28 protein-coding genes and 1 tRNA gene are annotated in these 25,237 nt (G+C 64.8%); 18 read left to right on the forward strand and 11 right to left on the reverse strand.

The window, feature by feature from the left end; all coding sequences use genetic code 11:
• Positions 1 to 86: 86 nt before the first annotated feature.
• From LC452_RS16715 to LC452_RS16730, 4 genes are all read left to right on the forward strand, one after another.
• Positions 87 to 1,058 (forward strand): NAD(P)/FAD-dependent oxidoreductase, encoded by a 972-nt coding sequence (locus LC452_RS16715; protein ID WP_223627290.1) that lies wholly within the window; start codon positions 87 to 89, stop codon positions 1,056 to 1,058.
• Entirely contained in the window at positions 1,055 to 1,288 is a 234-nt protein-coding gene (locus LC452_RS16720; RefSeq protein WP_223627291.1) for a hypothetical protein, read from the forward strand. Before LC452_RS16715 ends, LC452_RS16720 begins: the two co-directional genes overlap by 4 nt.
• A gap of 287 nt (positions 1,289 to 1,575) precedes the next feature.
• The gene (locus tag LC452_RS16725; RefSeq protein ID WP_223627293.1) at positions 1,576 to 1,908 is read left to right on the forward strand and encodes a cupin domain-containing protein; all 333 of its coding nucleotides are present in this window, start codon (positions 1,576 to 1,578) and stop codon (positions 1,906 to 1,908) included.
• A gap of 19 nt (positions 1,909 to 1,927) precedes the next feature.
• Positions 1,928 to 2,539, forward strand: a complete 612-nt coding sequence (locus LC452_RS16730) for a uracil-DNA glycosylase family protein (protein ID WP_223627295.1) — start codon at positions 1,928 to 1,930, stop codon at positions 2,537 to 2,539.
• A gap of 330 nt (positions 2,540 to 2,869) precedes the next feature.
• On the opposite strand, the gene LC452_RS16735 is transcribed toward LC452_RS16730, so the two are convergent.
• The 4 genes from LC452_RS16735 to LC452_RS16750 form a co-directional block, all read right to left on the reverse strand.
• Entirely contained in the window at positions 2,870 to 3,184 is a 315-nt protein-coding gene (locus tag LC452_RS16735; protein ID WP_223627707.1) for a hypothetical protein, read from the reverse strand.
• A gap of 55 nt (positions 3,185 to 3,239) precedes the next feature.
• The gene (locus LC452_RS16740) at positions 3,240 to 3,791 is read right to left on the reverse strand and encodes a DUF488 family protein (RefSeq protein ID WP_263294058.1); all 552 of its coding nucleotides are present in this window, start codon (positions 3,789 to 3,791) and stop codon (positions 3,240 to 3,242) included.
• 326 nt (positions 3,792 to 4,117) lie between these two features.
• Complete coding sequence (locus tag LC452_RS16745; protein ID WP_223627297.1) at positions 4,118 to 4,615, reverse strand: hypothetical protein; 498 nt, start codon at positions 4,613 to 4,615, stop codon at positions 4,118 to 4,120.
• Complete coding sequence (locus LC452_RS16750) at positions 4,612 to 4,824, reverse strand: hypothetical protein (RefSeq protein WP_223627299.1); 213 nt, start codon at positions 4,822 to 4,824, stop codon at positions 4,612 to 4,614. The genes LC452_RS16745 and LC452_RS16750 overlap by 4 nt, the downstream gene beginning before the upstream one ends.
• A gap of 533 nt (positions 4,825 to 5,357) precedes the next feature.
• On the opposite strand from LC452_RS16750, the gene LC452_RS16755 reads away from it, so the two are divergent.
• The 3 genes from LC452_RS16755 (at position 5,358) to LC452_RS16765 (ending at position 7,486) form a co-directional block, all read left to right on the forward strand.
• Positions 5,358 to 5,675: a TraR/DksA family transcriptional regulator gene (locus tag LC452_RS16755; RefSeq protein ID WP_223627300.1), complete on the forward strand. Its 318-nt coding sequence runs from the start codon at positions 5,358 to 5,360 to the stop codon at positions 5,673 to 5,675.
• A gap of 201 nt (positions 5,676 to 5,876) precedes the next feature.
• Entirely contained in the window at positions 5,877 to 6,416 is a 540-nt protein-coding gene (locus LC452_RS16760; protein WP_223627302.1) for a transporter substrate-binding domain-containing protein, read from the forward strand.
• Positions 6,413 to 7,486: a cation diffusion facilitator family transporter gene (locus tag LC452_RS16765; protein ID WP_223627304.1), complete on the forward strand. Its 1,074-nt coding sequence runs from the start codon at positions 6,413 to 6,415 to the stop codon at positions 7,484 to 7,486. The genes LC452_RS16760 and LC452_RS16765 overlap by 4 nt, the downstream gene beginning before the upstream one ends.
• Before the next feature lie 58 nt (positions 7,487 to 7,544).
• On the opposite strand, the gene LC452_RS16770 is transcribed toward LC452_RS16765, so the two are convergent.
• Both LC452_RS16770 and LC452_RS16775 read right to left on the reverse strand, forming a co-directional pair.
• Complete coding sequence (locus tag LC452_RS16770; RefSeq protein ID WP_167255854.1) at positions 7,545 to 8,171, reverse strand: response regulator transcription factor; 627 nt, start codon at positions 8,169 to 8,171, stop codon at positions 7,545 to 7,547.
• Entirely contained in the window at positions 8,168 to 9,352 is a 1,185-nt protein-coding gene (locus LC452_RS16775) for a sensor histidine kinase (protein WP_223627306.1), read from the reverse strand. The genes LC452_RS16770 and LC452_RS16775 overlap by 4 nt, the downstream gene beginning before the upstream one ends.
• 162 nt (positions 9,353 to 9,514) lie before the next feature.
• Here LC452_RS16775 and LC452_RS16780 point away from each other — a divergent pair, with 162 nt between their 5' ends.
• The 3 genes from LC452_RS16780 to LC452_RS16790 are packed head-to-tail and all read left to right on the forward strand — an operon-like array spanning position 9,515 to position 11,723.
• Positions 9,515 to 10,585 carry an FtsX-like permease family protein gene (locus LC452_RS16780; protein ID WP_223627308.1) on the forward strand — a complete coding sequence of 357 codons (1,071 nt, stop codon included), beginning with the start codon at positions 9,515 to 9,517 and terminating at the stop codon, positions 10,583 to 10,585.
• Positions 10,582 to 11,274 (forward strand): ABC transporter ATP-binding protein, encoded by a 693-nt coding sequence (locus LC452_RS16785; protein WP_223627310.1) that lies wholly within the window; start codon positions 10,582 to 10,584, stop codon positions 11,272 to 11,274. The genes LC452_RS16780 and LC452_RS16785 overlap by 4 nt, the downstream gene beginning before the upstream one ends.
• Positions 11,275 to 11,303: 29 nt before the next feature.
• Positions 11,304 to 11,723 (forward strand): DUF2269 family protein, encoded by a 420-nt coding sequence (locus LC452_RS16790; protein ID WP_223627312.1) that lies wholly within the window; start codon positions 11,304 to 11,306, stop codon positions 11,721 to 11,723.
• 216 nt (positions 11,724 to 11,939) lie between these two features.
• Here LC452_RS16790 and LC452_RS16795 read toward each other — a convergent pair whose 3' ends face one another.
• Entirely contained in the window at positions 11,940 to 12,149 is a 210-nt protein-coding gene (locus LC452_RS16795; RefSeq protein WP_223627314.1) for a hypothetical protein, read from the reverse strand.
• 501 nt (positions 12,150 to 12,650) lie between these two features.
• Here LC452_RS16795 and LC452_RS16800 point away from each other — a divergent pair.
• From LC452_RS16800 to LC452_RS16825, 6 genes are all read left to right on the forward strand, one after another.
• Positions 12,651 to 13,256: a hypothetical protein gene (locus tag LC452_RS16800; protein ID WP_223627315.1), complete on the forward strand. Its 606-nt coding sequence runs from the start codon at positions 12,651 to 12,653 to the stop codon at positions 13,254 to 13,256.
• A 113-nt stretch (positions 13,257 to 13,369) separates the two neighbouring features.
• Entirely contained in the window at positions 13,370 to 13,987 is a 618-nt protein-coding gene (locus tag LC452_RS16805; RefSeq protein WP_223627317.1) for a copper resistance CopC family protein, read from the forward strand.
• Between the two features lie 13 nt (positions 13,988 to 14,000).
• Complete coding sequence (locus tag LC452_RS16810) at positions 14,001 to 14,531, forward strand: copper chaperone PCu(A)C (protein WP_223627319.1); 531 nt, start codon at positions 14,001 to 14,003, stop codon at positions 14,529 to 14,531.
• Positions 14,531 to 15,760: a Dyp-type peroxidase gene (locus LC452_RS16815; protein WP_223627321.1), complete on the forward strand. Its 1,230-nt coding sequence runs from the start codon at positions 14,531 to 14,533 to the stop codon at positions 15,758 to 15,760. Before LC452_RS16810 ends, LC452_RS16815 begins: the two co-directional genes overlap by 1 nt.
• Positions 15,761 to 15,770: 10 nt before the next feature.
• Positions 15,771 to 17,198: a PepSY domain-containing protein gene (locus LC452_RS16820; RefSeq protein ID WP_223627323.1), complete on the forward strand. Its 1,428-nt coding sequence runs from the start codon at positions 15,771 to 15,773 to the stop codon at positions 17,196 to 17,198.
• Between the two features lie 326 nt (positions 17,199 to 17,524).
• Positions 17,525 to 17,965 (forward strand): HIT family protein, encoded by a 441-nt coding sequence (locus LC452_RS16825; protein ID WP_223627325.1) that lies wholly within the window; start codon positions 17,525 to 17,527, stop codon positions 17,963 to 17,965.
• 407 nt (positions 17,966 to 18,372) lie between these two features.
• On the opposite strand, the gene mobF is transcribed toward LC452_RS16825, so the two are convergent.
• Positions 18,373 to 21,918 carry a MobF family relaxase gene (gene mobF, locus LC452_RS16830; protein ID WP_223627709.1) on the reverse strand — a complete coding sequence of 1,182 codons (3,546 nt, stop codon included), beginning with the start codon at positions 21,916 to 21,918 and terminating at the stop codon, positions 18,373 to 18,375.
• 334 nt (positions 21,919 to 22,252) lie between these two features.
• Positions 22,253 to 22,429 (reverse strand): hypothetical protein, encoded by a 177-nt coding sequence (locus LC452_RS16835; RefSeq protein ID WP_223627327.1) that lies wholly within the window; start codon positions 22,427 to 22,429, stop codon positions 22,253 to 22,255.
• Between the two features lie 214 nt (positions 22,430 to 22,643).
• On the opposite strand from LC452_RS16835, the gene LC452_RS16840 reads away from it, so the two are divergent.
• Together LC452_RS16840 and LC452_RS22140 are read left to right on the forward strand one after the other, a co-directional pair.
• Entirely contained in the window at positions 22,644 to 22,844 is a 201-nt protein-coding gene (locus LC452_RS16840; protein ID WP_223627329.1) for a helix-turn-helix domain-containing protein, read from the forward strand.
• On the forward strand, positions 22,841 to 23,965 hold the full coding sequence (locus LC452_RS22140) for a tyrosine-type recombinase/integrase (RefSeq protein WP_223627330.1): 1,125 nt from the start codon (positions 22,841 to 22,843) through the stop codon (positions 23,963 to 23,965). Before LC452_RS16840 ends, LC452_RS22140 begins: the two co-directional genes overlap by 4 nt.
• A 267-nt stretch (positions 23,966 to 24,232) precedes the next feature.
• Here the strand turns inward: LC452_RS22140 and LC452_RS16850 are convergent.
• Together LC452_RS16850 and LC452_RS16855 are read right to left on the reverse strand one after the other, a co-directional pair.
• Positions 24,233 to 24,321, reverse strand: a tRNA-Ser gene (locus LC452_RS16850).
• Between the two features lie 85 nt (positions 24,322 to 24,406).
• The gene (locus LC452_RS16855; protein ID WP_223627332.1) at positions 24,407 to 25,135 is read right to left on the reverse strand and encodes a FadR/GntR family transcriptional regulator; all 729 of its coding nucleotides are present in this window, start codon (positions 25,133 to 25,135) and stop codon (positions 24,407 to 24,409) included.
• Positions 25,136 to 25,237 lie beyond the last annotated feature (102 nt).

The following is a 25,237-nucleotide window of genomic DNA, read 5'->3' on the forward strand; positions in this document are numbered from 1 at the left end:
ATCGATGGTCTAGGCCGGGCGTTGTTGTGAGTACTGAACATACAAGCGCGACATGCGCAGATCGATACCCCGAAATCGAAGAGGCTATGAGCAAAAAGGACAACTCGCTACACGACATCGATGTGGTGATCATTGGCGGGGGACCTGCCGGATTGAGTGCTGCCCTCTCACTGGGCCGCGCGCGACGCCGTGTGATCGTCGTGGATGCCGGAAAGCCTAGGAACGCGCCCGCAGCCCATATGCACGGAGTGCTCGGGCATGATGGACTTTCGCCTTCACGGCTCCTCGAGCTCGGACGGGATGAGATCGCGCGCTACGGGGTTCGAATCATCTCCGAGACCGCTTCCGCGGTGCGCGTGCGCGACGCAGTGATCGAAGTCGACACTGCCGACGGGACCATCCGTACCAGGCGGCTCCTGGTCGCGACCGGTCTCGTCGACGAGTTGGCGAACATTCCGGGTATGCAGCAGCAGTGGGGGAACGGCGTCGTCATGTGCCCGTATTGCGATGGTTGGGAGCACCGGAACGACGTGATCGGCGTTGTCGCCACCTCACCCGAGAGCGTCGAACAGGCCCAAACCATGCGCCAGTGGTCGGATCGCGTCATCTACTTTCCGAACGCGATCGGAGAGCCGCCAGGCGAAGCGGCTGATGCACTCGCTCTCCGAGGCATCCAGGTCGAATTGGGCATCGTCACTGGACTGCGAATCAAAGAAAAGCGCATAGTTGGGGTGGATGTCGCAGGACGTCTGATTCCCGTCGGAGTCGTCTTCACCGGAACCATTCCGCGCCCACAGGACGGCCTTCTTCATTCACTCGGCGCGACGACGAAGGATGGCCCGCTCGGGCCTTGGGTTGTCATCGACGACGATGGACGCACGTCGGTCCCCGGAGTGTGGGCGGTCGGAAATGTGGTTGACGTGCGGGCGAACGTCTCGGTCTGTCTAGGTCTCGGGTCGCTCGTCGCCGGCGCCATCAACAAAGACCTCGTTATCGACGACATCGCCCGCCTCCGAACGCAGGCCAAATCTCGCGACAAGAAGGAGGTCGCATCATGAACGCAGTCGTCCCCACTCGCACGATCACCGTGCCGCGGGGCGCATCCACGATCGAACGCGCGTCCATCCGCCTCGCCGGCGCAATGACACGCTGGGCGATGCGGCGCGCGGAGCGTCGAGAGGACCGGCGGGAGCGGATGCTCGTTGCAATCCAGGAGCAGCAGACCCGCAAGATCGATCCTCACGCAACGGATCACCTGCTCGCACCGTTGGGGGTACGCCGGCGCTGAGTAAGACTTCGGGTAGCGTGCGCAGGTTGCCCGGGTCGGCCTACCGAGTAGGTCTGCGGTAGCCACATCCGGCAAACGTTTCTGGCTCGAAAATTATCTCCCTGAGCTTGATCCACCGGAAACGATCGTTTTCGGTGACCAGCGTGCTGAACGAGTGGCAGGCTCGGAGAGTAAGCCGAACGGGGACAGATAATAGGTACGAGCTTGAGCCAAGCTGTGTCGGCCAGCTTGGTTCCCGTAAGGCCGAGCAACCCCACGCACGATGACATTCGAACATCGGAAATGCTATGCAAAAGACCTCACTCATCGCCCTCGCGCGACACGAACTCTCTCAGGCGAAGGAAGCGTCCAGTGGTAGAAGCGCGAAGACCGTCTTCGGAGGACACGAGCATCAACTCCGACAAACGCTTATTGCTCTCAAGGCCGGCGAAAGCCTGGCTGAGCACGAAAGCCCCGGAGAGGCAACCCTGCAAGTCCTCGAGGGCCGCGTCCTGCTCAGATTCGGAGACGTGTCGTGGAACGGATCTTCCGGTGACCTCCTCATCATCCCGGACGGGCTCCACTCACTCGACGCCATCGAGGACTCAGTCATCTTCCTGACCGTCGTTAAGAAGCACTGAAGCAGGTTGCGTACGGATCGTGGGAACTCCGCAGTACGGTGCACTTGATCCTCTCGCGCTCATCCATGATGAGCTGATACACGATTCCACCAACAACGCGCTGCGAGAGCAGGGCATGGACCCCATTTACACGATGGGTGCCGCTGCGCGCGTGGCGGTCATTGGCCAGGCGCCGGGACGCCGCGCGCAGGCAAGCGGGGTGCCGTGGGACGACGCCAGTGGTGCCACCCTCATGCAGTGGCTTGGTGTCACCGAAGGACAGTTCCGAGACCCGGACAATTTCGCTCTCTTGCCGATGGACTTCTACTACCCCGGCCCCGGTCGCAGCGGGTCGGGAGATGCGCCGCCGCGTCGAGGCTTCGCGGCCAGGTGGCATCCGCCGCTCTTCGCGTTGATGCCTGATATTCGTTTGACTTTGTTGATCGGACGCTACGCACAGCAGGCGTACTTGCCGATTGCGAAGACCGCAACGCTGACCGCGACGGTACGGAATTATCAGCAGTTTCTTCCTGAGCTGTTCCCTCTAGTGCACCCGTCGCCGCTCAACTTTCGTTGGCACGCGAGGAACCCGTGGTTCGCCGCAGACGTCGTGGAAGATCTCCGTTGGCACGTCGAGACCGCGTTGCGGTGAGACCGTTTCTGGGGGTGAATCAATCGCTGATGCCCGCGCACTACATCGGGTCGCGCCGGCCCGTGATGTCCTCCGTTTGGGGGACACCCAGTGGTAATGTCTGTGTGGTAGCTGGGGCTACGCGCGGGGCGTCTGGGGCGCTGCGCCAAACGCAATGAGGCGATGTCACATTCCGTGTGACGAGCCCTCTCCGAGCCACGGTTCTGGGGAACTCGACGTTCTGAGAGGGCTACTCGCTCGCCTCACGAGGTTCTCCTGGCATGAGCCGTCCGTCCTCGTGATGCCGACGCTCCCGGCAGGCCTACGAGCACCGACCAATGCCGGCGGCGGTCATCCTGTCGGAGCTTCGAGCACTTCATCGAGAAGCGTGATGCCTCCGGAACTGTTGGCCGATTGCATGAGCGCGTGGATCCATTGCATGTTGAGGTGCGGGGGCTCGAGCTCGTCGAAGGTGAATCGTAGAGGGATTGATGGGTGTAGCCAGATGGTGCTGCGTCCTTCTACGTCGCCTCCGGGGTGCCGCCACGACAGGGTGAACGATTCGTTGCGGCGAAGCTTGGTCGCGACAACAACTTTCAGATGCGCGAGGGCGCGTTCCTCGATATGGATCGAAGCCTCCGACCCGCCGTAGTGAAGTGTGCCCATCGCGGACGGATCCATTCTTGAAGTGATGATCAGCTATTTGAGAACGCGCATCTGATCACGGCTGCTCTTCCACGGTAGTCGGCGGGTACCACAGTCGTTGGCCGTCCACCGCGGCGAAGGAGGTGAGGGTGTGAGGTTTGGTGGATGTGACGCTCATGATGTCGTTCACGGTGAGCTGTCGAACGAGGAGCGCATCGGCGATCAGAGACCGGTGACAGCGCCACGGCACGGCTTCCGCACACATGATCGCCACAGTGGTCTCTTTGGCGAGGCCGATCAGGGTGTCGATTCCGTGAGCGAAAGGCTCGGTCTGCATGTAATCGGCGTAGCTGCGGAAGCTCTTGTTGCGCCAGGCGCCGTTGATGCTCTCCACACTCGCCGGTGTGTGCCGCAATCCCCCGAGTTCCTCCAGCCGCGCATACAGCAGCCCGGCTTCGGTCAAGCTTCGTTCGAGGGCTTGGGCTCCGAACTGCGGGTTGTGCCGGGAGCCTGGAACGGTTCGCACATCGACGAGTTGCTGGACCCCGTTGTTTCGCAGCAGGTCGATGAACTCGTCGATGGGGTGCGTGGAGTGTCCGATGGTGAACACTGTCGGCTGTTGCATCATGCTCCTAACCGGTTGCGACACTAGGGGCTGACTGCCCGGGAACTCCGCGCACCCGAAGAGTCCCCGGGACAGCCGGTCAGCGGCTCGCTCCCTTGCGCGGCTTGAGGAACACGTCCGGTTCGCGCTTTTCGCGTTTCGCCGCTCGTTTTTCCTTGATCGACAGTTGAGGAGCCTTTTTTGCTCCCCGTGTGCTTGGTGACTTTCCGGACATCGTTACTCGCTTCCCCTAAGTGGCTGGCGCATGAACCATTGACCATAGCCGTCTTCCAGAGGAAGTCAACTTTGCGCCTATTCGTACGCAAATACCCTTCGACGCAGGTGTCGTTTTAGATGAAGTCGTTCGTCGACGCTTGTGCGATCGTGTGGGCACGGATCTCGTGCATGGTGTGCACTGCTGCGGGATTCACCCCTGGGGGGCGCCGCGCGAGCTCCTCAACTCGTGCGCAGATGAGTTGTGGGTCGACGTCCTGGTTCACGAGGAGTGCGGTGACGTCCGTATCGATGCCGCGTGCACGTTGGATGCGCCGATGGATGGACATGGCCCACCGGTGAACCTTCCCGATCGTCCACGAGTCGTTGTAGTCGGGGTGCTCGATGACAACGATGATGTGCGAAACCGATCCGGATATCCGTGAAACCTTCCCTTTCTGGCGACGAAGGAGAGCGGCGAATCCAGATCTGGTGTGTGCGCTGTGCCCGTCAATCCCGACGACCCGCAGCTTTGCGGGAAGGTCTGCGGACTCGTCGACATCCGAAATGGCGTTCAGGCATCGCAACGGGTCGCCGGTCATCTCGATGACGCGCGAGGAGAGGTTCTCCCTCATGTCAATTCCGTCGTCTGGTCTTTGCGAGTGAGGCGTCGGCGCGTATCCGCCTCGACAGGCTGAGTCGCTGCGGGGCGTGCCATCGCGCGTGAGGGAGCGAGATCTTTCCCGTGGTCCCGGCGGAAGCGACGGAGGGTATCTTGCAGAGCCGCGATGCGTGCGATCGTGGCTTGTTCGATGAGCATGGCGGGGCTGTGTTCGGTGGTCATGAGGTTCCTTGGCTGCGGCGGAAGAGCGCATCGCGAGACGTGCGACGCGCTCGGCTACGAGGCGTTACTCGTTTCCGGCGGAGCGCGTCGAACGCGCAGGAACCACGGAACGTCAGCAGACCGAAAGACGGCGTGTACCGAGAGTTGGGCAGCCGAATGCGCAACGAGACCATTGCGGCAGAAAAGGTGGGCTACCATGCCCTCACCATAGCCACGACGGGGATTAATGCAACCGGCTCACCCGTGCGTGGTAGCGACTTGCATTTTCTGTGGGTGAGGCTATGGTGAGGGCCATGACCACCGTCGTTGACCTCATTCACCCGGGGCGTCTTGCTGACGCGTCCGTGGTGACGAGCGTGGTCGACATCGCGGGCGCGCGACATGAGGTTCTTCCGCCCCGCCGGAGCGGCGGCGACGATCTGCTCTTCCGGTCGCCTTCCCGCGCTGCTTCACCGTAGACCCGTCTTCAGGGCTACCCGGTCACCCAGCGCGTCGCAGCAGCGGCGCTTTTTTTGTACCCAGAAGGAGCAGTCATGACAACCCACACCCTCCCCGAAACCCCCGACACCGCGGACATCCGGAAGCAGCTCGAGCAACGACTCGAGGAGCGCCTGACCCTTCTGCAGGACCTCGAGCCCCGCGCCCTGCCGACCATCGACCCCGTCGCTTACCAGACGGCAGCGGCGCACCGTCTCACGATCCAACAGATCAGCGTGGCTCTGAACCGGCTCGATGCCGGCACCTACGGTCAGTGCGAACGATGCGGCGGCCAGATCGCACCGGAACGTCTCGAAGTCGTCCCTCACGCATCCGCCTGTATCGAGTGTCAGAACCATGCCGAAGCCGCGTAGCTGTAGACCGATCGAGATCCCGTCATGTCCGCCTGACCCGAGAGGAGTCCGGGCGATCGTTATTCGTCGAGACCCCCGGCAGTCGGCACCCTCATCGGAGCAGGCAGATGTCCGTAGCCCGAAGCCGCCTGGCGAGACGCTATCCCCTAGGTGGGATGACGCCCTCAGCCGGGCAATCGCTGCCTGATTTGTCGCCTAGCGGTGAGCATCGATCACCCGGCACATGTCCACAGCAACCAGATGGGAAATCAGATGTCAATCAAGCGCCGGTGGAGTGCGTCCGCGATCGGGGGGATTGTCGGGGCCGCGATGATGCTCTCCGGGTGCGCGGGGATACCCGCCGACGTCGATGGCACTCTTCGCAATGCTCAGGGCGGCGACCTGCGCGTAGGGATTACTCACAACCCGCCGTGGACAGACACCACTGACCCGGACAAACCATCCGGGGAGGACGTGCGACTCGTCGAAAAGTTCGCCGAGTCGATCGACGCGACCGTTGTGTGGACAGTGGGAAGTGAAGCCATCCTCACCGACCAGCTCCACACTGGTTCCCTTGATCTTGTCATCGGCGGGTTCACCGATGACACTCCATGGACCGACAAAGCGGCGATCACTGCCCCTTATGAAGACGAACAGGTCGCCGGGGCAACGAAGAAGCATGTGATGTTGACCGTCCTCGGTGAGAACCGGTTTCTGACGACGCTGGAAACGTTCCTTCTCGAACACGGACACGACAAATGAGCACGGCGCACCCGCCCCTGCCCCCTGCGCAGCAGAAGACGCTGCGGCGCGCGATCCGAATCGAATGGTTCACGATCGGCTTCCTCGCTGTGGCCATCACCGGAGTGAACCTTGTGATGGGCAGCTCGCAGGCTATGAAGGCGGCGTGGATCGAAGACCTGCTTTCTTTGGCACCCCCAATCGCTTTCCTGATAGCGGTCCGCATCATCACCAAACCTCCGTCCGACAAGTACCCCTATGGGTTCTTCCGTTCGGTCGGAGTCGCGCACCTCGTCGCCGGAGTGGCCCTCTGCACCATGGGTGCGTTCCTCCTGTTTGATTCCGTGACCGGGCTAATTAGTGGCGACCGGCCCCCGATTGGTTCCGTCCAACTGTTTGGCACCGTGATCTGGTCCGGGTGGTTGATGATGGGCGTGATGGCACTGACCATCCCACTGCCGATCTACTTCGGCCGAGTCAAAATGCGCCTGGCGAAAGACCTCCACAACAAGGTCCTCTACGCCGACGCCGACATGAACAAAGCCGACTGGATGACCGCGGCCGGCTCCATCGTCGGCGTCGGAGGCATCGGCTTGGGATACTGGTGGGCCGACTCGGCCGCAGCAACGTTCATTGCCGGCAGCATCCTCTGGGACGGACTGCGCAACACCCGCGCTGCGATCACCGACCTCATGGACACCCGCGCCACCACGTTCGATGATCACAAACCACATCCCGCGTCCGACGCTGTTCTCGAGTATCTCGAGACACTGCCGTGGGTTCGCGAGGTGGCCGTGCGCGTGCGGGACCAGGGCCAGTTCTTCCACCTGGAGGCATTCATTGTCCCCGTCGACGCCGCGATGCCCACGTTGGCGGATCTGCGCGCGGCGCAGCAGCGATGTGAAGAGCTGGATTGGAAGCTCATCGACGTTGTCCTCATCCTCACCACGGAGCTGCCGGATCACCTGAGCAACACAAGCGCCGGTAACCACGAACGGCAGGCTGGTTCCGAGGTCACGTCCGAGCGCCCGGTTCGAGCGTCGGGTAGTGCCCTCAAGGGGGCTGCGGCTCGCTGGCTGGCGCTCGGATAGCCGGACGCTACTGCGGGGCTCAACGCGTATCGCTACTCGTCGACGAGAGCGCCGACCGTTACCGCAGGATCCCTTTCTGGCGTGCGGCGGAGACTGCTGCGGTGCGGGAGCTGACATCGAGCTTCGAGAAGATGTGGGCGAGATGGGACTTGACGGTCGTTTCGCTGACAAAGAGTTCGTCTGCAACCTCGGTGTTCGATCGGCCTGAGGCGACAAGTTCAAGTACTTCGATTTCCCGGCTGCTGAGAGCGACCTGCGGGGCGCGCATGCGGCTGAGGAGTCGAGATGCGATGACGGGTGCGAGGGCGCTTTCACCGGCGGCGGCCGCGCGGACGGCCGCGGTCAGTTCGTGGGGTGGAGCGTCTTTCAGGAGGTAGCCGCTGGCTCCGGCTTCCACAGCACTGAGGATGTCCGCATCCGAGTCATAGTTCGTCAGGACGAGCACATAAGGGGGCGCGTCGAGTGCTCGAATACGTCGGGTTGCGTCCGCACCCGTGTCCGATTGTTGGGAACCGAACTGCAGGTCCATCAGAACAACGTCCGGGTTCTCCCGTTCCGCCAGCATGACGGCGTCATCTGGTGTGGCCGCTTCGGCGACGACGTCGAAGTCCGGTTCGAGGCTGAAAAGGGCGTTCAGGCCGGCACGGACGATGGGGTGATCGTCGGCGATGACAAGCCGGATCATGCGAACTCCGTCAGAGAGAGGTCTAGCGCCAGGGTTGTCCCCTGTCCCGGTGCGGTGTTGATGGTGAGCGTCCCACCAAGCTGTTCGACCCGCTCTGCGGTCGCCTGCAACCCGAACGAATCCGTCCTTTCGACGCTCCCCTTTTCGGGGAGATGAACGTCGAATCCGGTTCCGTTGTCCGTGACCGTGAAGTGAAGTTGGTCGTTCTCGACCGCGATGGTGACAGTCGCGGTCGTCGCGTGAGCGTGCTGGATGACGTTGGCGATGGCGCCTTGCGTGATTCGTAGCAGAGCGGTTTGCAGGTGCATGGGAAGGGTGACGGTGTCGGAGACACGCACCTGCACGTCAAGTCCTTGTGTCGCCCATTGGGTGCGGGCGAGTCTTCGCAGCGCCCCACCAAGGGTCTGGTCGTCGAGCTGTGGCGGGGTGAGCTCGCGAATGAACCGGCGCGCTTCAGCGAGGTTTGCCGCGGCAGTTTCGCGGGCGAGGCGAATGTGTTCGATGCCGGGGCGTCCCGGGTCGGCACGTTCCGTAGCGTGCAGCAGCATCTGGATACTGGAGAGTCCTTGCGCAAGAGTGTCGTGGATTTCGCGGGCGAGCCGGGCACGTTCTGCGAGAACCCCTGATTCATGTTCGGTCGCGGCAAGCTGTCCCCGAGTGGCGAGCAGCTCTTGGACTAGCGCTTCCCGCTGGAGGGCCTCCCGCGCGAGCGCTTGATAGCCCAACCCGATCAGTAGAGCGACCCCGGCGCCGACGAACGGGCCGACCACGCCGCCCACGCTCCAACCGCTATGGATGCCCAACGCGCAGATCGCGAGGATCGTCGACACCGCAATCGCGGCTGACCCCCACCATCGTCCCAAGAGGTGAAGGAAGAGGAAGAACAGCGGGAAGACCAGGTACGCGGCATCTGCGATCAACCACAGCAACCCCAGCCACTCCGTAGCGAGAAGCGCCAACCATCCCAGCGGCAGCAGGCCCCTTGCCTGGGTGCCTCTGGGGAGGAATGTGCCCAACGCGTACGTCGCACCGACGATCAAAGCCAACACGATCACGACGACGCTCGAATCGGTGGGGTCCAGCACGGCACGGGCGATCACGAGCACAGTAAGCGCGAAAAAGAGAACGTGCAGGCCGGTCCGCAGACCCACGAAAACGGGGGTCAACGCGGTGTGCACCATGCGTGGAACTCTACGCCGCTCGCGCAGTGTGAGCATCGTCCGAAAGGACGATTGGCGGCTCCGCATTCCAGTCGCGAAACGCTGTTCGGGCGGCCGATGACCCGCCGTGTGCGGAAGGCAAGAGTGGAGTAGTCGCCGTCCGGTGACAGGAAAGGCAGCCCCATGTTCGTCGCTCTACGCGATCTCCGCTTTGCCCGCGGCCGGTTCATCCTCATCGGCTCCGTCGTCGCTCTTATCACCGTTCTCGTGGGATTCCTCAGCGGACTCACCGGAGGTCTTGCCACACAGAATGTGTCTGCCGTCCTGGCACTTCCCGCCGACCGCATCATCTTCTCCGCCCCCACAGCCGGAGACGGCGCAGCCAGCTTCTCGGATTCCACCATCACCGAACAACAGGCGACCGACTGGACGGCGACGGACGGTGTCACGGCCGTGCAACCCATCGGTATCAGCCAGACCCGTGGCGAGACCAAAAACACCCGCGCCGCGATCGCCGTGTTCGGCGTCGAACCGGGTTTCTCCGCTACCTCACCATCCGGTGATGGCGAGCTGAGCCTGTCCGATCCCGCCGCTGAAGCCCTCGACGTGACTGTCGGCGAGGATGTAGAGATCGCCGGTGTCTCCTACACAGTCGAAACGATCGACGGGGATGGCTGGTACAGCCACACACCCGTCGTGCAAATGACACTCCACGATTGGCAGGCGTACTCCGCCGCCACCGGAAACCCTGACGCCTTCGCCACAATCCTCGCCGTCAAAGGCGCTCCGGACTGGGACACCGCCGACACGGCGAACACCACCATCTCGGAGACCACCCTCGGATCCTTGACAGCGCTGAGCTCTTTCCGGTCCGAAATCGGATCTCTACTGCTCATGGTCGCCATGCTGTTCGGCATCTCCGGACTCGTCATCGGCGCGTTCTTCACCGTGTGGACCATGCAACGAAAGGGCGATGTCGCGGTCCTCAAAGCCCTCGGGGCCAGCACTCGGTCCCTCATCCGGGATGCACTCGGCCAGGCCTTGATCGTGCTGCTGCTGGGCATCGGGATCGGTCTCGGCATCGTCACCCTGCTCGGCCTCCTCGCCGGCACTGCGCTCCCGTTCCTGCTGAGCCCGATCACCACCCTCCTTCCCGGCGGCATCATGATCGCACTCGGTCTCGCCGGGACCGCATTCGCGCTCCGATCCGTCACCTCCGCCGACCCCCTTACCGCCCTCGGGAGCAACCGATGATCCGCCTGAACAACATCACCCTCACTTTCCCGGACGGCGATGCCCGCGTGACCGCTGTCGACAACGTCACCCTCACCGCGCACCCTGGAACTGTCACCGGCATCACCGGACCCAGCGGCTCCGGCAAATCCAGCCTCCTCGCCGTCGCAGCCACCCTCATCCGCCCCGATTCCGGAACAATCCTCATCGACGACGTCGACGTCACCACCCTCAACCCCAACGACGCAACACACCTGCGCCGCGACAACATCGGAATCGTCTTCCAACAGCCGAACCTCATCCCCTCCCTCACCGCCCGAGAACAACTGGCCGTCATGAACGAGCTCGGCGCACCCCACAGCCGACGCAACCGCGCAAAGACGACCGCCCGCGCCGACGAGCTCCTGGACGCGGTCGGCCTCGCAAACCAAGGCGACAAGCGGCCACACCAACTTTCCGGCGGTCAGCGTCAACGCATCAACATCGCGCGGGCCCTAATGAACGACCCCAGTGTTCTCCTCGTCGATGAGCCCACCAGCGCCCTCGATCAAGAACGCGGATCACGCATCATCGACCTCATCCTGCGCCTCACCGATGAACTGAACACGTCAACCCTGCTCGTTACGCACGACCTCGTTCACCTGCCACGTATGCATGGGGTCGTGCACCTCGTCGATGGTCGCCTCGTCGATACCCCCGTCAACGCCTAAGCCAAAGCCGCAGAAAGAACGAAAAGATCATGGACACTCTCTTCAGCATCCTCCACGTCACATCAGCAGTATTCGTCGTTGGCCCGATGGCCATCATGCCGATGGCGGCAATGCGATCGCTTCGACACGGAGACAACGAACGAAGCATCAAGTCGGGGAGGAGTGTCCGTCTCCTCAGCTACCTATCGCTGATCGTCATGGTCACCGGATTCGGCGTCATGGGAATGGCCGACCCGAAGTACGACCTCACCATCACCACACCCTGGGTTCTCGGATCCCTCGTCTTCTACGTCGTCGCTGTACTGGCTACCCTCGTCGTCACGGTGCCCGCACTAGTACATCCTGGCCGCCAAACCGCAAACCCCGCTTACGCACGAGCGGCAATCAGCTCCGGCCTAGCAACACTCTGCCTCGTCGCCGTAGTCATCCTCATGGTCTGGAAACCCTGACCGCTACACCCAGCCGTGAGTGCTCCGAAAACCCTCGCCGCTAGGTGGTTCTGACGAACGATATTGGCGTGCCTGCCGGCCGTGTATTCCGGAGTCCGCCGGAAACGATCGTTCTGGTGGCACTGTCTACCTGCTCGGCTCACTCCCGCGGCGATCATCTGTGGAACCGGCCTCGCACGACGTGTTCAGCTGGATTGATGGGCACGAACTCGCGTGTCAACCTTGCTCGTCATCCACTTCAGGGGGTTTGGAGAAGTCGTTCTCGCCCTCAGTGATCCGGTTCGCGCGCCTCTCAAGGAGGTAGGCGATAGTGAGGAACACCTTGACGTCGGCGGCTTCGGCGCCCGCGGCGGCCTTGTTCCGATAGTCCGCTGCAGTATCCCGTAGTAGGGCGGCGTTGGTCTTGGCGAGCGTGTCGTCTGACATTCGAGGCCGGCTTTCGCGAGAGTGTCCACCCTCATCAGCCGGGCGATAGTCGGAGAATGAGACCGGCGCCCGTGGGGATAACCGTACGCCCCGCGATGCATTAGGGGAAGCGGATGCTGAATTCGACAGCGAGGGCCGGTTCGGTCACTGGAGAGATCGCGAAGCTGTGACGCTCCGCCTGCTTCGGCTCCGATGAGTGAGACTAACCATCCCGGTGAGCGCTCGGTGAGAGAGGTATTCCTGTCTCATTGGCGATGCCCGGCGGAAGGACCGTGGTCGCATCGTCGGGCATCTGCTCTCAGCTCAAAATGTGATGGACACGCACGTCACTGTGGGCGCCCTACTGGAGAGGTGAGAACCACGCTACGTGCCGGCGAGTGCCGTGGCTACCCCGGGGGTGAAATCCCGCTTCGTCCTCGTCGAGCGCAGTGGCCAGACGCGGCAGCACACCCTCGATCACTGTGACGATCGGGAGCCTCAGAGGGATGGGAAGATGGTGGCATGACCCCGTCGAGGAAGCCTGCCGTTGTGCGCGGCTTCGCGGCGGCGTCGCTGGCGACGTTCGCGGCCCTCGCGGGGCACGTCACGGGTGGCGGTCAGATGCCGGGACCGCTGGGCATCCTGGTGCCCTGGCTCTTCTCGTTCATGGTCTGCGTGCTCTTGGCGGGACGAAAGCTCTCGGTGATCCGGTTGAGCATCTCCGTCACCATCAGTCAGCTTCTGTTCCACGTCCTCTTCGTTCTCGGCACGATCGAGCCCTCAGGAACCGCGGTCGGTCACGTGCACGGCGCACCTCTCGTCCTGCCCGGCGGTGCCGGTGTAACAGAGGCTGTCGTCGCGGACGGGACGATGTGGGTCGGACACTTGCTGGCGGCAATCGTCACTGTTCTCGTCGCGCATCGTGGTGAGCGGATGTTGCTCGCCCTGCGCGCGCTCGCGATTCAGGTCGTTCGCTGGGTCCGTCGCCGGCTGGATGCGGCCCTGGGATCGCCCGCGCTGCTCTTCGTTCAAGACCTCGGATTCACGGTCGACATCTGCCGTCCTCTCGCATCGAGGATGCTGGCGACGCTCCGGGGCCGGGCTCCGCCTACGGCCCGCGCGATCTGATCCGCACCGGCTCTTTTCTTCCCGGTGCGTTCCCGCTCGGGTGCATCTGCGCGCTCCGGGCATTGTGAACGACCGTTGGCGCCGCCTGTCGGCGCCTGACGAGAGGCTTCCTCATGTCTGGACTGCGCCGTATCGGTGCGGGGCTGGCGTTGGTCCTGATCGCCGTCCTGGCGACCGCGGTACCGGCGTCTGCCCATGACCAACTGACCTCCAGCTCGCCCGAGGAGGGCGAGGTTCTGGCGGCCGCCCCGCCAGAGATCGTGATGACGTTCTCCGGCGATCTGATCGTCCTCGATGAGGCGATGACAGGCGCCGTCGTCATGGTCGTCGATGCATCCGGGCACGATTGGGCGTCGGGAGAGATCGACGTTCAGGGGAACACCGTCACCGCGCAGCTCGAGGCTGGCATGCCGGTGGCGGGCTATCAGGTGCGGTGGCAGGTCGTCTCCGAGGACGGGCATCCGATCTCCGGGTCGATCCCGTTTACGATCGGCGACGCTGCTTCGATGGTCACGGCCGGGAGCAGTGACGGTGCCGCGGATAGTGACGCAGTCACCCCAGCGGAAGATCAGATCGCAGACGACTCGAGCAGCCCCGTTCGGGTGCTGCTCATCGGGGCGAGCGGCGCAGCGATCGCTGCAGCCGGCTTCGCCCTCTATCGATTCCTTCGTCGCCCCAAGGCGACAGCCGCACCGCCGGAGTCCGGCGATGACGCGGCAGAAACTCTGTGAAAGGCACTACACGATGAACACTTCCACAACCCTCCCTCGCGCCGCGGCACTGCTCGCGGTCTCGCTTCTCGCACTGACCGGCTGCGCCGCAACAGCTGCTCCGGCATCCGAGGATTCCAAGCCCGCCGGCGATGTCGTGACGATCGAGGACGCGTGGGTGAAGTCCGCCCCGGACGGCATGTCCGCAGCGTTCGGGATGCTCGAGAACACGGGCGATGCGGACGTGACGGTCGTCTCCGTGGAATCCGATGTCTCCCCGATGATGGAGCTGCACGAGACGGTGGAGAACGAAGCCGGCGAGATGGTCATGCGCGAGATCGAGGGGGGATTCGTGATCCCCGCCGGTGGTGAGCTGGCGCTTGAGCCGGGTGCGAACCACATCATGCTGATGGGCCTCGAAAACCCGCTCGTCGCCGGTGATGAAGCGACCTTCACTCTGACGTTCTCGGACGACTCGACCTATGAATTCACCGCTCCGGTGAAGGACTACTCGGGTGCGAACGAGAACTACGAGGAGAGCGACGACGAAGGCATGGATCACTGATGCCGGCGCCCGATGAGGGCGCGCCCACCGGTCCCGGTCGGTCGACCCGGCGACAGTTCCTCCTCGGAGGGGCTGTCGCCGGGATCGGCGCGGCCGCAGCGATCGGTGCGGACTACGCGCTCAACCGCTCAAACACTGAGGAGAGAACGGCGCCCTCGACGCCGATGAACGGCGATGAGAAGGTCCCCTTCTTCGGAGCGCACCAAGCCGGCATCGACACCGCCGCCCAAGCACACGGGGTCTTCGTCGGGCTGGATCTGAACGACGGTGTCGACGCGTCAGCGTTGGTTCGTCTGATGCGGATTCTCACCGACGATGCGGCACGGCTCACCCAGGGAACGCCGGCCCTAGCCGACTCCGAACCGGAACTCGCATTGTCGCCCGCTCGCCTGACGGTGACCTTCGGGTTCGGCCCCGGGCTCGTCGCCCGTGCCGACAGCACGGGGCCGGGTTGGCTCGCCCCGCTCCCGGCGTTCGGGATCGACCGGCTGCAGCCGGAGTTCTCCGACGGTGACCTGCTGCTGCAGGTCAACGGGGACGATCCGCTCACGGTGGCGCACGCGGCCCGCATGCTCCTGAAGGATGCACGCGGCTTCGCGACGATCCGCTGGACCCAGCAGGGATTCCGGCGCGCCTATGGCACCGAGCGGCCCGGCACGACGATGCGGAACCTCTTCGGGCAGGTCGACGGCACCACCAACCCGGAACCGGGGACGAAGGACTTCGACCAGGTTGTCTGGGCGGAGGACGGCTGGCTCGCCGGCGGCACCGGGGCCGTGATCCGCCGCATCCGGATGGACCTGGACAAGTGGGACCGCCTCGACCGGAGCGGACGCGACGCGTCCGTCGGACGAAGGATCGCCAACGGGGCGCCGCTGACGGGAACCAAGGAGTTCGACGAGCCGGACTTCGAGGCGAAGACCGCCATCGGTTTCCCGGTGATCCCGCAGTTCGCCCACATCCGTCGCGCGCGCGGCGATGACAGCGAACGCATCTTCCGCCGCGCGTACAACTACGACGAACGACCCTTGGGCGCGGAAGTCTCCGAGTCGGGGCTCATCTTCGTCTCCTACCAGGCCGACATCGAACGCCAGTTCATCCCGATGCAACGACGGCTCGACGAGCTCGACCTGCTCAACGAATGGACCGTGCCCATCGGCTCCGCCGTCTTCGCGATCCCGCCCGGATGCGCCGAAGACGGCTTCATCGGCGACTCCCTCCTCTCCTGAAAGCACCACCATGACTGCAACCACCACCGAACCCGCCCCGCACGCACCACCCACCTTCACCCCGACTCGTCGTCGAGGGTGGTTGGGGCCGCTCCTTCTCCGACTGCACTTCTATGCCGGCATCCTCGTCGGCCCGTTCATCCTCATCGCCGCCATCAGCGGCGCACTCTACGCGCTCACCCCACAGCTCGAGCAAGCCGTCTACGCCGAGCAGCTCCACGCACCCAAGACCGACACGACGCTCACTCTCGCCGCTCAGATCGAGGCTGCCGATAACTACCGAGGCGATTCCTCCGGGCTGTTTGCAGTGCGGCCCGCCCCCGAGCCCGGCGACACGACCCGCATCATGTATGCCGAGGACGGCCTCGGACCCAGCGAATCCCGGGCCGTGTCCGTCGACCCCGGCACCGGCGAGATCCGCGGCGACCTCGTCGTGTACGGCACCAGCGGCTCCACGCCGCTGCGCACCTGGATCAGCAACCTGCACCGCAACCTCCACCTCGGAGAGCCCGGACGGCTCTACAGCGAACTCGCCGCCTCCTGGCTCGGAATCGTCGCCATCGCCGGCCTCGCGCTCTGGATCACCCGAATCCGCAAAGCCCGAGCGAAGAAAGACTTCGTTCGCCCGAACCCTACCCACAAGGGATACCGAAGACTCTTCGGCTGGCACACCAGCATCGGGATCTGGGTGATCCTCGGCGCCCTGTTCCTCTCCGCCACCGGCATCACCTGGTCCCAGCACGCCGGCACGAACGTCAGCAACCTGCGCGCCGCCCTTGATTGGGGCACTCCCTCCCTCAACACCGCCCTCGGTGGAGAGACCGCAGCAGCGGATGATCACGCACACCACCACGGTGCGGAGACCGCCCCGACCGGGGCAGCCAACCCCGCCACCTTCGATGCCGTCCTCGCCATCGCTCAACGCGAGAACGTCAACACCGGACAAGTCGAGATCTCACCACCCGCCGAACCGGGAACCGCCTGGAAGATCCGCGAGATCAAGAGCAGCTTCCCCACCGAAGGCGACTCACTCGCGATCGACGGCACCACGATGCAAGTCGTCGACCGGATCGACTTCGCAGACCTCTCACTACCCGCGAAACTCGCCAGCTGGGGCATCAACATCCACATGGGCGTCATGTTCGGACTCGCGAACCAGATCGTCCTGTTCCTCGTCGCCATCGCACTCGCGGCGATGGTCGTGCTCGGCTACCTGATGTGGTGGAAACGCCGCCCGGCGCGCGACACCAGCAAACTCGTGGGAAGCCCGCCGCGGCGCGCTCTTCGCGACGCACCCTGGTGGGGCATCGCGACCGTAGGAGCGGTCGCACTGCTGGTCGGGTTCTGGCTCCCCCTCGTCGGATGGACACTCCTCGCTTTCCTCGTCTTCGACACCATAGTCAGCACCACGGCCCGGCGACGATCGAGCACTCGCTGACACCCTCCATCTCCCTGCCCCTAACGTTCGCAAGGTGCAGGGAGATGGAGAAAGTAGGCGCCCGCCGAAACCCCCTGCCGATTCCTCGCGCCGTGAACCCGACCAACGAGTGGCATGGGTTTTAGGCAGGCCTCGAAACGAGCTTGACCGCAGCGCGCCGGAAACGATCGTTTACGGCAGACCGGAGCCGGTAGTGGGCTGAGCCTGCCGGAAACGCCCGTTACTTGAATCGGGCGAGAGGCAGAGCCGGGCGTTACGACAAGTGCCGGGTGGTCGATGGAACTTGGGTAAGCCGGCAGGCTCCTCTGGTGAGGCATCATGAAGTCATGATCGACACCGGGGCCAACGAAACGTGCGTGTTCTGCGAGATTGTCGCCGGGCGGATACCGTGCGACAAGGTCGCCGAGGATGCGACGACGTTGGCCTTCATGGACATCGATCCCGGAGCAGACGGCCACCTTCTCGTTATTCCGAAGCAACACAGCGCCGACCTTCTCAGCGTCTCACCGGAAGATCTGACGGCAACCACACTGGTTGCCCAGCGGATCGCGCAGGCTATGTACGCGCAACTAGGAGCTGAGGGTGTCAATCTCCTCAATTGCTGCGGCACGGCCGGTTGGCAGACTGTCTTTCACTTTCACCTCCACGTCATCCCGCGCTACCGAGACAGGAGCAAGGATCGAATGGAGTTGCCCTTCGAGCCGGGTTTGCCGTCGGACGCAGATGCGCGAGCACAGTACGCGCGACTCCTCTCCGCTGTTCTATAGATGGCCGGCTGGGGCGCCGTGAACGATGGGTTGCGCGAAACCCACCGCTCCACAGCGCGGCGGAGCGGCAGGTGTCGCGTAACCCATCGTCTACGGTGAATCGATCGCCGACCGCCACCAGGTGTGCAACACGCCGAAGGCTGATCCGCCGAAACCCCCTGCCGGAACCAAACCATGCCGGACCATCGGTATCACCGTTTTCGGCGCGGTCGCGAGCGACACCACCACAGACATTTTCGCGCGCTATGTCCCGACCGCTATATCGAGAGCACCGGCGCGAAGGTGGCCGGTCTTAGCTGTTGCGGGCATGTTCCCGACCTCGCCTACGACTGCGTGAATCAGGGTGACGTCTCGAATATGCAGACGATCCAGCCTCCGGATTGAGCCGACCAGTCCTAAGAAAGCAGTTACAGCGAAGGCCCGACCCGCTGTACTTCGGTGCGGCGGGTTCGTTGCTGCTCGGGCTGGTGGGCTTGGGCGAGGTTCTGTGCCCGGTGGAGGGCGGCACGAGCGCGGGTGGCGTCGGTCTTCTGCGCCTCCGTCTCGGCGGGCGCCCCGAGCGGTGACGATCCGGTGATTCCGTATCGGTCTCGGTAGGCGGCGATGGTGCGGGCACCGTAGCGCCATGCCTGGGCTGCTCGTGGCTGCTTCGGTTGCGTTCCGAGCTTCGTGATCCACTCGTGTTTGTTTGTGAGTGCGGTGTTGAGGAGGGCATTGGCGCGGTTCTCGATGAGGTCGCGCCGGTCGGTCAGAGCCCGCCGCATCTCGGATGGCATGATGCCTGTGGCTTCCGGGATGAGGCCGGCGATCAGGCGCGGCGCCGTGCGAGCACGGCCGGCGCCCGGTGGGCGGGATGTCGCTTTGGCGACCCGGTCGTGCAGGACGGTGGCGATGTCTTCGGCGTCTCCGAGCCCACGCGCTCTGACTAGGCGTGGCAGCAGGGTCTCGATGTCGTGCTGGTTCGCTTCGGCCCGCCGAAGCTCGGCGGTCAGAGCCCCGAATGCGGGTGAGGCGATCGCGGCCTCGGCATCGTTGTCGCTGATACCTGAGGATCTGATGAGTGCGGCCCAGCGGTCGTGTTGTGCGGCGGCGGCCAGTGTCTCGTATTCGGCGGCGAGCTGGCCGATCGAGGCCCAGTTGTCCTGCTCTGCCGCGAGGGAGTCGTGGGCGGAGAGCTCGGCGCCGACGTGCTGCAGCACCCCGAACAACACGCTTCGGGCGGTTGCCTCGTTATCGTCGCCGGGGTGCGGGCCGTCGTGGGCGGGGTCGGGCTTGTCGACGGCGACGTAGGCGATGTTCTCTTCGCGGCCGCGGGTCATGGCGACGTAGAACGTCTCCCTGGTCATCGACGCATCCGTCAGGACGTGCGAGGAGTCCACGGTGATGCCCTGCGCCCGGAAGGACGACACGGCGTACCCGAGGTCGAGGTGTTCGCTAGCGTAGCCGGCTGGGACCACCACCGACCCACCCCACCTGCGCCCGGCGCGGCGCAGGGCGAGGGCGCCATCGTCAAGCACCTCGGTGACTGTCCATCTGTCGCCGTTGCGGACCCAGGACCGGCCGGCGCGTAGGCGGCGGTCATTGCGGCGGGTGATGACGGTATCGCCGCCTGCGGCGCGGGTGCCGTCGTGAAGTTCGACCTCGCGGCGGGCGTTCACCGTGCCGTCGAGGATCAGATCGGCCCGTGCCCTGTTGTTGAGGGCTTGGACGGATTCGTTGGAGTCGGTCACGAGGACGCTGGCCCGCCCAGCGCGGGTGTCGGCTCGCCAGGCGGTGTAAGCAGCGTCGATCATGTCCTCGGTCTCACCGCCGATGACGCGGCGGTGCTCAGCGTAGGTGTCGATGGCGTCGGTGCGGCCGTGTCGCAGGCCGAGGGATGCGGTCTTCTCCCACGGGGTGACGAAACGGTGCACGTCGATCAGTTCCGGCGCGTCGTCGCGGTCGTGGACGAGGAGAAAGAACGCGCCGCCGGCGGTGACGGACTGGAGTTGGGCGTGGTCCCCGACCAACAGCACCTTCGCCCCTGCCTCCGAAGCCAGAGTGGTGACGCGGTCGAGGGAGAGCGTGCCTGCCAGCGATGCCTCATCGACGATGACGAGCTGGCCCTTGCGAAAGGTCTCGCCGGTGCGGTCGTGGGTGTCGAGCCACTTGGCCGTGTTCTCGGTCTGGATGCCGAGGTCATCGGCCAGGACCTCGGCGGCGACCGCCGACGGCGCGAGTCCCACGACGCTGCCGCGCCCATGTTCCTGCTCCCACGCCCACCGCAACGCCGACATCGCCGTCGTCTTCCCCGCACCGGCCGGGCCGACCAGCACGTCGACCACCCGCCCGGAGACCGCGATCTTTGCCAACGCGACCGCCTGGTCGTCACCGAGCACGTGACCCTTGCTGTCGGGGCGCTTGGTAGTCCGTTCGACGGTCGTCAGCGGCACGGTCGGTGCGGTGGTGGTGCGGGCGCGCTCGAGAAGGCGATCCTCGGCGGCCAGGAGCACCTCGGACGTGAACAGGGCCGAGTGCTTCGGCCGGAACACGCTCGTGCCGTCCGGCCCACGGAACGCTGCCGGGCTGGACGCGAGCTCGGGCGGGGTCAGGTGCAGCGACGCGGCTTCGGCGGCGTCGACGACCAGTCCGATGACGGCTTCTCGATCTTCGGTCGTGGCGAACCGGTAGCTCATCGTCTGTCGCGCCGACTCGGCGGCGAGGTTCCAGCGGTGCCAGGTGGAGCGCTTCTCACCGACCGCGGTCACCACATCCTGCCCGAGCAAGGCGATCACATCGAGGGGCACGTCGTCGGCGTGCAGCAGCAACGGCTCATCGTTCACCGTGACGGTGCGCGCCCACGCGGTTGCATCCGCCCCGAGCACTTGTCTGGCGCGTTCCCGCCAGGATGCGGTGAGGTCGGCCAGCGACCGCACCTCCTTCTCGGGCCGGGTGGAAAGCGTAGCCTGGGCGCGGAGCTTCATAATCGTCGCCGGTGACGGCCGCCGCCCGCGCGTCTCCACGTACTGACCGATGAGGCGATCGGTCTCGGCGTCGATGTGCCCGGCACGGGTGGAGAACTCTTTGACGAGCGCCTCCGGCACCACGGTGATCGCCCACGCCGGGTTTCGATCGCGGCCCCTGTCGCGCGCCTCCCACGAGACACCGAGCATCCGGGTCAGGTGGTCAGCGAAGACCGCCTCGTGCAGTTCGGAGAGGGCGACCACGGCGGCATGCACAGGCCGCCCGTCCAACGACCGCCACTTGCTGTCGAGGACGGTCTGCACCTTGTTGCTGATGACGACGTGCGTGTGCAGGTGCGGATCCCCCGCCCTCGAGTCGTAGTGATCGAACGCCGTGGCAATGAGACCTCGGACGTCCACCTGCGCAACCGCACCGTCGCGACCGGTTGCACCCGCACGGGTGGCTGCAACCTCCCGCTCCATGAAAGCAACCACCTCCGCAACCGCCGCATGATGCGCGTCCAAAATCAACGACTGCGTCCTCGCATCCGAAACCGCCCACAACACGCTCGCCGACTTCGGGATCGAGAACGTGCAATCGAACCCCGCCACCGCCCGCCGCGTCCCCCGCTCGGACTCCTCCGCCTCGATGGCAGCGACGGCCTCGGCACGTGATGCCGGCCCGCGAGCTGGACCAAGCGCCGCGGCGCGCGCCTCGACGCGCTCGGCAACGCTCCGATAATCGGGATACGCACGGCCGAGCGGTTCGCCAGTGATCGGGTCCCGGCCCATACCGACCAGGAGCTGAAGCTGAACCTCGGAGACCTGATCGCCCACCCGGATCCTCCCGCCCCCGAGCACTGTCACCCCGCCCCCTAGCCAGCGACCCGGCGGAGTGCCCTCAGCGTTGTAATAGCGCATCAACGGGGTAAAGAGCGACCTGTCGCCGTCGCCAGCCGCAACGGTGCGTAGCAGGTACTTATACCCGTCGCCCGCGCTCATCACCCGCATCGACACCGTCACCCCGGCCACCCTTCTGCTTCTGCTCACGAGGTGAGCAGAAGCCCGCTGAAAGCGGGCTCACCCTCGATCTGCAAGAGGCGTGGCAGCTGTGCGCTCGACTGTGGGGGTCGCGGATTCAGCAACATCCGCTGACCGAGATGGGCTGCTTTCTGAGGAACGTGCGGGGTGGGTGCCAACTGAGCTCGAGCACGCGTACGAGCATTTCCTCGGCAACCGTGCTCGACGACGAATCAGGGCGTGGAAGTGCTTCACATGACGAGCTGATCGTCCGGGACCAGGTGGCCCGTCTCCAACAGACCCTTTCGGCGCGCTTTCACTGCCGTCACTGGAGGACGAAGCTCGCGTGATCGTCTAGAACCTCACCGCAGGGGTGGCTGAGGTCGCGAGCGTCGACGGTGCGCTCGAAGAGGCCGACGTATACCAGTGGCAGCTTGCGGTCGATGCGAACGATCGTGTACGTGCGACGACGGTGCCGCAAGATTTGCGGCACCGCGATCATTGCGTGAAAGCTAGCGGCCTCTTCCCCCTAAGGTACGCCGCCGCGCCCGGGAGTCAATAGCGGCATCATCAGGCACGCGGTCTCGTCAGATTCAACTGTTAGACACGCGGGAGCTATGCGTGCACCTATCCGTCGCGGAGCCATAGTCACGCCTCGCCGCCGTGGGAGTCGCAACGTCGACGACGAACGGCGTCGCACGAGATAGGAGAACGCGATGAGCGCGGATCACAGCGCGGATCAGCCTCGGTTATTCCTCTCCGAGGAAGAGGCGGCGGCGCAGCTCGGCATCCACCGGACCACGCTGCGTGCGCTGGCCCTAGCTGGCCGCTCCCCCATCGAGCCAGTTAGTCTCACGGCGCACAAGCGAATCTACCGTCTCCGCGATCTCGAACGGTTGGGCGGGGTAGCGGAGTGAGCATTGAGATGCGCCGGACTACAGCCGGAAGGCCTTACTATTTCGTTCGCGTCAAGTCTGGTCGCCGGCTGGTGGCATCCAAGGCGTTCGACATCAAGCGAGACGCCGAAGTATGGGAGCGGACGCAGAAGCATCTCGTCGAGACAGGCCGCCCGTTACCTCCTCCCCGGACCTTCACCCTCGGGAAACTCGTGACCCAGTTCAAGACGGCGCGCGCGGGCGGTAACTCGCACAGTGTTGACACTGACGTGAACAACCTGAATGCGCTACCAGCGCACCTGCTCGAACGCCCACTCGCATCCATCAACGCGAGCGACATCCGCGCCCATCTGCTCGACCAACTGCGGGTCGGAAAGAAGCCTTCCACCGTCGCCCGGGCAAAGACCACGCTGAGCGCCCTCTTCACCTTCGCCGCTGCCGAAGGCCTTCTGCATCAGCCGCATCCCGTGCGCTCGATGGCGCGGATCCCCGAGCTTGCAGCACCCGCGCTCCGTCCCGTCAGCCCCCATTCCATCCCTACGTCGCGGGTCGTTGCATCGGCTCTCACCGAACTCCGAGGGCGCCGCTCGGATATCGCTGACGTCTTCGAGTTCCTCTCGCTCACGGGACTGCGCTGGGGTGAGCTTCGCGCTCTCCGCACGAATTCCCTGTCGGACGTTCCACTCCCGCAGTTGATCGTCGAGCGCTCACACTCCGATCGATACGAGGAGAAGGAGCCGAAGTCATGGCGCGGTGCGCGTCTGATCCCGCTTTCCCCTCGAGCAGTGGCCATCTTCCGCGACCAAGCCCGTGGGAAGTCGCCCGAGGCCTACTTGTTCACCAACCGCCGCGGCGAGCAGCTGAGCGTAGGCGTTGTCCGCAAGTTCCCTCTCGGCTTCCGCCGCCACGCGCTGCGCCACTACGCCGCATCCACCTGGTTACGGCTGGGAACACCTGTGAACGAGGTCGCCGAGTACCTCGGCGACGATCCGCGCACAGTGCTTGCGGTATACGCGCACGTACTGGGAGACGACCAGCGGCGCGCGCACCTGCGACGCCTCGCGGCTGCCGAGGAGCATCCCTTCGAACAGCGCCGCGCTCGACCCTCACCTGGCGATCGCCTTCCCGGGCTCGGCAGCTGACAGTCCTCCGCGCGGCAACCGCACGCGGAGTTATTGCATCGGTCCGCCGCTAACTGTGAACGGGACGGCCTCAACGGCTATTCGCACGAGGGGCGTGCGCGAAATAGGGAGGGGCGGCGAACGGCGGCGGTCGGGCAGTCCGTGGAACCCGTCACCCGATCGGGGGACACCTGGGGGACACCTGGCGGTCGAAACGCGGCAATCACGCTGGACTGACGCAGTGTTCCGGGAACGAAGAAATCCCCGCCTGAGCGGGGATTTTCACTGCGGAGACGAGGGGATTTGAACCCCTGGTCCCCGTGAGGGGACTCCACCTTAGCAGGGTGGTGCACTCGGCCGGACTATGCGACGTCTCCAGGCATCCGACCCGAAAGCACGGATGCACCTAGCCATCATAACGGGTCGGATGAGCAGGTACGAACCGAGCGATCTCGCGGCCCGTCAGGCGTCGAGCAGGCGTGTGGTGGCGGTCGCCATGTGGATCGCCATGGCGGATGCCGCGGCATCCGGATCGCCGGCGCGCACGGCATCGAGCACCGCGCCGTGCTCGGCGACCGCCTGTTCGGCGTGCACCCGATCGTGCACGGCACGGTCGGCGTACACCTGCAGCAACGACCGGACGACGTGCACGTGATCGGTCAGGGTCTCGTTGCCCGCCGCCTCGGCGAGCGCGTGGTGGAAGTCGAGGTCGGCGCGGGCGAACGCGGCGAGGTCGTCGATGCTGGCGCGCATCTTCTCCACGCTCTTCTCGAGTCGCGCGATGATCGCGGCATCCGCGCGGGCGGCAGCCAGCCGGGCGACGAAGATCTCGAGTCCCTCGCGCAGCTCCAGCAGCTGAGCGGTGTTGCGCTCGCCGATCAGCAGTCCCCACCGCAGCGTCTGCGGCAGCAGTTCGCTGGCCGCTCCGCGGAGGTACGTGCCCGACCCGGGTCGCACGTCGACGATCCCCAGGATCTCCAGCGCGGCGAGCGCCTCCCGCACGGCAGAGCGACCGACGCCGAGCGTTGCGGCGAGCTGTCGTTCGGGGGGCAGTCGCGTGCCTGCCGCGATGGATCCCCCCGTGAAGAGATCGAGCAGACGACGCGCCACCTCAGACACGGGCGTACCGGAAGGCAAAGCCCCGAGCGCGGCTGAGATGTCGTCGACGGCATCTCCGGGAAAAGCGGGCATGGCTGCCAACTTACCGGCACCGCCGGTTGCGGCGCGCTTGCAATTGGTCAACCGGTTGGACAGTATGGGAGCAGCAGCCGGGCCAATCCGGCGCGATCACCG

The organism is Microbacterium sp. EST19A (assembly GCF_019969685.1).
Classification (GTDB): domain Bacteria; phylum Actinomycetota; class Actinomycetes; order Actinomycetales; family Microbacteriaceae; genus Microbacterium.

Coding starts and splice junctions, on each gene's coding strand:
- LC452_RS16715 (WP_223627290.1), top strand. CDS start 87: ATGAGCAAAAAGGACAACTCGCTACACGACATCGATGTGGTGATCATT.
- LC452_RS16720 (WP_223627291.1), top strand. CDS start 1,055: ATGAACGCAGTCGTCCCCACTCGCACGATCACCGTGCCGCGGGGCGCA.
- LC452_RS16725 (WP_223627293.1), top strand. CDS start 1,576: ATGCAAAAGACCTCACTCATCGCCCTCGCGCGACACGAACTCTCTCAG.
- LC452_RS16735 (WP_223627707.1), bottom strand. CDS start 3,184: ATGGGCACACTTCACTACGGCGGGTCGGAGGCTTCGATCCATATCGAG.
- LC452_RS16740 (WP_263294058.1), bottom strand. CDS start 3,791: ATGATGCAACAGCCGACAGTGTTCACCATCGGACACTCCACGCACCCC.
- LC452_RS16745 (WP_223627297.1), bottom strand. CDS start 4,615: ATGAGGGAGAACCTCTCCTCGCGCGTCATCGAGATGACCGGCGACCCG.
- LC452_RS16750 (WP_223627299.1), bottom strand. CDS start 4,824: ATGACCACCGAACACAGCCCCGCCATGCTCATCGAACAAGCCACGATC.
- LC452_RS16755 (WP_223627300.1), top strand. CDS start 5,358: ATGACAACCCACACCCTCCCCGAAACCCCCGACACCGCGGACATCCGG.
- LC452_RS16765 (WP_223627304.1), top strand. CDS start 6,413: ATGAGCACGGCGCACCCGCCCCTGCCCCCTGCGCAGCAGAAGACGCTG.
- LC452_RS16770 (WP_167255854.1), bottom strand. CDS start 8,171: ATGATCCGGCTTGTCATCGCCGACGATCACCCCATCGTCCGTGCCGGC.
- LC452_RS16775 (WP_223627306.1), bottom strand. CDS start 9,352: ATGGTGCACACCGCGTTGACCCCCGTTTTCGTGGGTCTGCGGACCGGC.
- LC452_RS16780 (WP_223627308.1), top strand. CDS start 9,515: ATGTTCGTCGCTCTACGCGATCTCCGCTTTGCCCGCGGCCGGTTCATC.
- LC452_RS16785 (WP_223627310.1), top strand. CDS start 10,582: ATGATCCGCCTGAACAACATCACCCTCACTTTCCCGGACGGCGATGCC.
- LC452_RS16790 (WP_223627312.1), top strand. CDS start 11,304: ATGGACACTCTCTTCAGCATCCTCCACGTCACATCAGCAGTATTCGTC.
- LC452_RS16795 (WP_223627314.1), bottom strand. CDS start 12,149: ATGTCAGACGACACGCTCGCCAAGACCAACGCCGCCCTACTACGGGAT.
- LC452_RS16800 (WP_223627315.1), top strand. CDS start 12,651: ATGACCCCGTCGAGGAAGCCTGCCGTTGTGCGCGGCTTCGCGGCGGCG.
- LC452_RS16805 (WP_223627317.1), top strand. CDS start 13,370: ATGTCTGGACTGCGCCGTATCGGTGCGGGGCTGGCGTTGGTCCTGATC.
- LC452_RS16810 (WP_223627319.1), top strand. CDS start 14,001: ATGAACACTTCCACAACCCTCCCTCGCGCCGCGGCACTGCTCGCGGTC.
- LC452_RS16815 (WP_223627321.1), top strand. CDS start 14,531: ATGCCGGCGCCCGATGAGGGCGCGCCCACCGGTCCCGGTCGGTCGACC.
- LC452_RS16820 (WP_223627323.1), top strand. CDS start 15,771: ATGACTGCAACCACCACCGAACCCGCCCCGCACGCACCACCCACCTTC.
- LC452_RS16825 (WP_223627325.1), top strand. CDS start 17,525: ATGATCGACACCGGGGCCAACGAAACGTGCGTGTTCTGCGAGATTGTC.
- mobF (WP_223627709.1), bottom strand. CDS start 21,918: ATGCGGGTGATGAGCGCGGGCGACGGGTATAAGTACCTGCTACGCACC.
- LC452_RS16835 (WP_223627327.1), bottom strand. CDS start 22,429: ATGATCGCGGTGCCGCAAATCTTGCGGCACCGTCGTCGCACGTACACG.
- LC452_RS16840 (WP_223627329.1), top strand. CDS start 22,644: ATGAGCGCGGATCACAGCGCGGATCAGCCTCGGTTATTCCTCTCCGAG.
- LC452_RS16855 (WP_223627332.1), bottom strand. CDS start 25,135: ATGCCCGCTTTTCCCGGAGATGCCGTCGACGACATCTCAGCCGCGCTC.